This window comes from uncultured Winogradskyella sp. (assembly GCF_947495255.1).
In the GTDB taxonomy this organism is placed as follows: Bacteria; Bacteroidota; Bacteroidia; order Flavobacteriales; family Flavobacteriaceae; genus Winogradskyella.
Window position 1 is genome coordinate 1 of the sequence record NZ_CANLYI010000020.1, and the last position, 4,278, is coordinate 4,278.

At 31.3% G+C, this 4,278-nt stretch carries 5 protein-coding genes; all 5 read right to left on the reverse strand.

Features of this window, described 5'->3' with window-relative positions; all coding sequences use genetic code 11:
- Positions 1-200 precede the first annotated feature (200 nt).
- On the reverse strand, positions 201-851 hold the full coding sequence (locus Q0807_RS18735; RefSeq protein ID WP_301162043.1) for a hypothetical protein: 651 nt from the start codon (positions 849-851) through the stop codon (positions 201-203).
- 148 nt (positions 852-999) lie between these two features.
- Complete coding sequence (locus tag Q0807_RS18740) at positions 1,000-1,635, reverse strand: hypothetical protein (protein WP_301162044.1); 636 nt, start codon at positions 1,633-1,635, stop codon at positions 1,000-1,002.
- A gap of 145 nt (positions 1,636-1,780) precedes the next feature.
- The gene (locus Q0807_RS18745) at positions 1,781-2,398 is read right to left on the reverse strand and encodes a hypothetical protein (protein ID WP_301162045.1); all 618 of its coding nucleotides are present in this window, start codon (positions 2,396-2,398) and stop codon (positions 1,781-1,783) included.
- A gap of 164 nt (positions 2,399-2,562) precedes the next feature.
- A complete protein-coding gene (locus Q0807_RS18750) occupies positions 2,563-3,018 on the reverse strand; it encodes a hypothetical protein (protein ID WP_301162046.1) in 456 nt (151 codons plus the stop codon).
- Between the two features lie 165 nt (positions 3,019-3,183).
- Positions 3,184-4,176 carry a kinase gene (locus Q0807_RS18755; RefSeq protein WP_301162047.1) on the reverse strand — a complete coding sequence of 331 codons (993 nt, stop codon included), beginning with the start codon at positions 4,174-4,176 and terminating at the stop codon, positions 3,184-3,186.
- Between the last annotated feature and the right edge of the window lie 102 nt (positions 4,177-4,278).

Genomic DNA, 4,278 nt, shown 5'->3' on the forward strand with positions numbered 1-4,278 from the left:
TTTGTGAGTTGATTACAAGAAATCAAAGTCAGGATTATTAATGTCAGCAGTATGTTTTTCATAAATTAAGCACAACGGCGATGTGTATGGTTAGTTGCGTGTTTCAGCAACTAAGTTAGCAAACAAATCACAGATAGAATATTCCGAAGGAATGTTCGTAAGTCGGCAGTGACCAAGCAATTAATTATACACGGTGTTGTCTATAGTTTTTTATACGTACTAGTTTCTTCAACGTAAGGAAATTCAATTGACTTTAATATTCCATTTTTATAAGAGAAACGATATTTTTCTCTTTTCTCAATTGTCTTTGGTTTGTCATTAATTCTCAAAGTAATTTTGTCAGAATTTCCATTGATAGTAGTGCTTTCTGATGTTTCGTTTCCATTAGTTAGATATTTTATTTGAATTCCGACATTTTCATTTTTACCAGATTCAATATCATATTTATTGAACTTTATAATTCCATTTTTATCGGTTTTCTTGATTTGAGTTTCATTATTAATGGAATATTTTACTTCAAATTCAGATATAGGTTTTCCGTTTTTATCCGTAACCTCAAATATCACAAAGTCTCTAGAAAATTTATCTAGTTTCTCAATATATTCTGTCGTTTCTTCTTGAAATGAGTAGTTATGAAAAAGTGTTAATTCGTCATTTTTCAATTCCCAAGTACCCGAAAAGTCAGACCACATATAACAACTGTCTCCACGTGATTCATATTCAAAAGTTCCGTCTTTTTTCAATTCAAGAGTATCTCCAGCACGATTGCTTTCAATTTGATATTTTCCGATAATTTCGGAAGAATTCAGATTAAAAAGACAAAATATTAATGTTAACAAAAGTGTTTTCATAAATTATAGACAACGTGTTTGTATAAGATTAGTTACGTGTTTTAAGCAACTAATTTAGCAAATACAGACCGAATAGAAAATCCGCGAGGATTTTCGTAAGTAGGCTTGCACTAGCAATTAATTTTATACTTTGTTGTGCGTTCGTTTTTTATTTCCATTGTCTGTTTTTCAAGTGGGTTTTCTTTAATGAATATCCATCGTTAAAAAACAATTTTCCGTTATTCAAAACCATTATTTTATCAGTCAAAAATCTCGGAACAGCGTTTAAGTCCAAATCTCTCACAATAATTTCTATTTCGTTATAATTCGGATTATCGATTTCTATTGTTTCTTTTTGTCCTAAATAATGATAAGTAATAGTCTTAATTTCTTGACTTTCTAATTCCGCAATTCCATTCACGTCTGCTGCTCTTCCATCGTTTTGGTCATTCACTACAATAAATGCAGCTGCAAGTGGTAATTCCAAATCTCGGATTGTAATTTTGATATTCTCAATTCGGTCAGGATTTATTTTTCCGCTATAAGTCGTACTTGGATTTTTTGGTTGTTCAAATGTGTTCAGTTTTATACTGTCAGTAGATATTTGTTCCCAATTTCCTTTGACTACAGTTCCGCCACCAACATCCATAAAAATAAAATACTCAAATGTTTTGTCCGATTTCAGTTCAATTTGAGTGCAAGCAAGGTAACTTTTTCCGCATTTTCCATATAAACCAATTACGGATTTATTCGTCGAACACGAACTAAAAAAAATTAAAATTAAAATCAGTTTAATGTATTTCACGGGTTTTTCTTAAATGACGCACAACGTTGTTGTGTATGGTTAGTTGCGTGGTTAAGCAACTAATTTAGCAAATAAATCACAGATAGAATATTCCGCAGGAATGTTCGTAAGTCGGCAGTGACCTAGCAATTAATTATACACGGTGTTAGCAGCTGTTTTTTATTTTCGGTTCATAATTATTCGGAACAAAAACATTGTTTTCAGACTTTTCAATTAGAATTTCTAATAATTTTTGAATTTCATCTGTTTTGTATTCCGAAACTTTTAGTGAAACTTCACGTTTTGTTTTAAAATCAAGTTTTAAATTTTTACTAAATCGGTCGTATTGGATTTGAGTGAGTTCAGTCAGATTCCTTTTTAAAATCCAGCGTCTATTCAGGATTAATTCATTCTCATTTATAAATATCGTGTAAGGCTTTTTCTTTTTGTAAATAAACCACATAATAAATTCCGAAAAAGGAATTGCCCAAAATACAAAAGTCAGATAACTAAGTGTTTCTCTGTTGTCACTTAAAAGCAAAATGTATAGTGTCCAAAATGTTGCCATTCCAACATCAAAAAGGCTGATTGTCTTTCTTTGACTTTTAATCTTAAAATCAGAATCTATAGTTTTATTAAAAAGAGAGTATTCCCAGAAAAAAGCTATAATAAAAGTCAATATGGTAAAAGTAATTTCTAAAACAAGAGAATATTCAGTTTTCAGAATTGTTCCGAAAATAAATAATCCAATTAGTGATATTACGATTGCTATAAAGTATTTCATTAGTTGATGATTGGCTTAAATTGCTGCTAACGTTTATGTATAAGAATAGTTGCGGGTTTGTATGCGAGGATTTTCCGAAGGAAAATCAGACGTTACAAACACGCAACGACCTTTGATTAAGCACTAAACCGCAATTATTTTTATACGGTGTTAGCTTTAGTTTTTTATATTTCAGATTTTTTAATTTTTATAACTTTTTTCACATAATCAATAGTGTCTCCTTTTATTATATAATCTAATTTTTCAGAATCGATGTATTCCGCAATTTGCTTTTCAGTCAGTTTGTTTTCAGAATGCAGTTTATAAATTTCATCGACGAATAGTTCTAAATTTTGTGCATAATCTTTTGCAACTATTTTAGAAGTAGGATTGTTTTTTAAAAACACTTCTCTTTCTTTTTTTGGTAAGTCGGTTGTTAAGTATACTTCATCCTCCGAAATAGCAGATAACATTTCAGAACTGACCTTTCCTTTTCCATTGCAGTAAGCGCACTTTCCAGGTCCCCAAAATAATTGCTTATTTAATCTTTCGATATCATTTAAATCTACATTTCCTTTTCCTAGACATCGAGGACATTTAGTGTCGTTTTTATTTTTAAAAAACTTATCGAATATTGACATTGAACTATGGTGTTTCTTAATTAAAGCTAACGTGTTTGTATAAGATTAGTTGCGTGTTTTAAGCACTAAAGTTAGCAAATAAAACACAGATAGAAAGTCCGCGAGGACTTTCGTAAACTGGCTAAAACCAGCAATTAATTTTATACGGTGTTGGCAGCTGGTTTTTTATTTTCTTAATCGTTTATCAGCTAGTGCTAAATATTTTAGTCCGCTTTGGTCAAAAACATTTTCTGCTCTTTCAATCTGTAACGCAGAATACACAGCATTCGCAAATCCTGGTAATGCTCCAATTATTGTTCCTGTTGTTGACGCTGCTGCAATTCCTTGATATGAACCAATTAAACCACAAACGGTTCCAAACAAAATACTGTTAAATCGACTTTCATTCATTTTGGCAGATAATTCATCTCTTCGTTGAGTTAATTCCGCTAGTCGCTGATAGAATAATGGTGTTCCCTCAATTATGTTTGGGTCAAGTGCAATTAATTCTACTTGAGTTCTAAAAGCTTCTAATAAGTCAGAATGTCTTTCTTTAAATCTCATTAATCGAGTGAAATCAATATCCTGAGGAAAAGGAATTAAACTCCTTAAAATTGTTTCTCTTTTTTCTTGTGTTTTTTTAAATGAGTTTCGATAGTGAAATGGCTTAACATAATCGGTTGTTGGTAGTCTATCTGTTTTAGCACTAATTAAAGTTGCTAAAAAATTCATTAGATTATTTGCTGTCTTTTTCTCAACCGAATACCAACGCCCTTCTGAACTTTCAGCAAGACCTAATTGCTCTAATTGGTAAAATATTTCTTGGTCAAACTTATCAGCGTGTATATTGGCTTTTGAAAATTTGTCACTATGGATATTTCCACGATTTCCAGCAGTAAACCTATTCTGTGCTTTTTCGAGTTTTTTTCTGTTTTCTCGAATTAATTCAATAAATGGTCTGGTCGATTCCCAAGGATTATCTAAAACATCCATTGGGTTTATTGGTGTAACTAGTCCTTCTCTTACTAATTCAAGCATAAACTCGTCATAGTTTCTTTCTGGTTCATAGAAATATTCTTGCGGAACAATCGAACCTATATTGTCATAATAGAGTAGAGTTCTCAATGTCCAATCTGTTCTAGGAACATTTATATAAGGAAAGTATAGTAAGTTACTCATTCGGTTCGGTTTTTAACTTGCTGCCAACGTGTTTGTATATGGTTTGTTGCGTGGTTTAAGCACTAAAGTTAGCAAATAAAAACCGAATAGAAAATCCGCGAG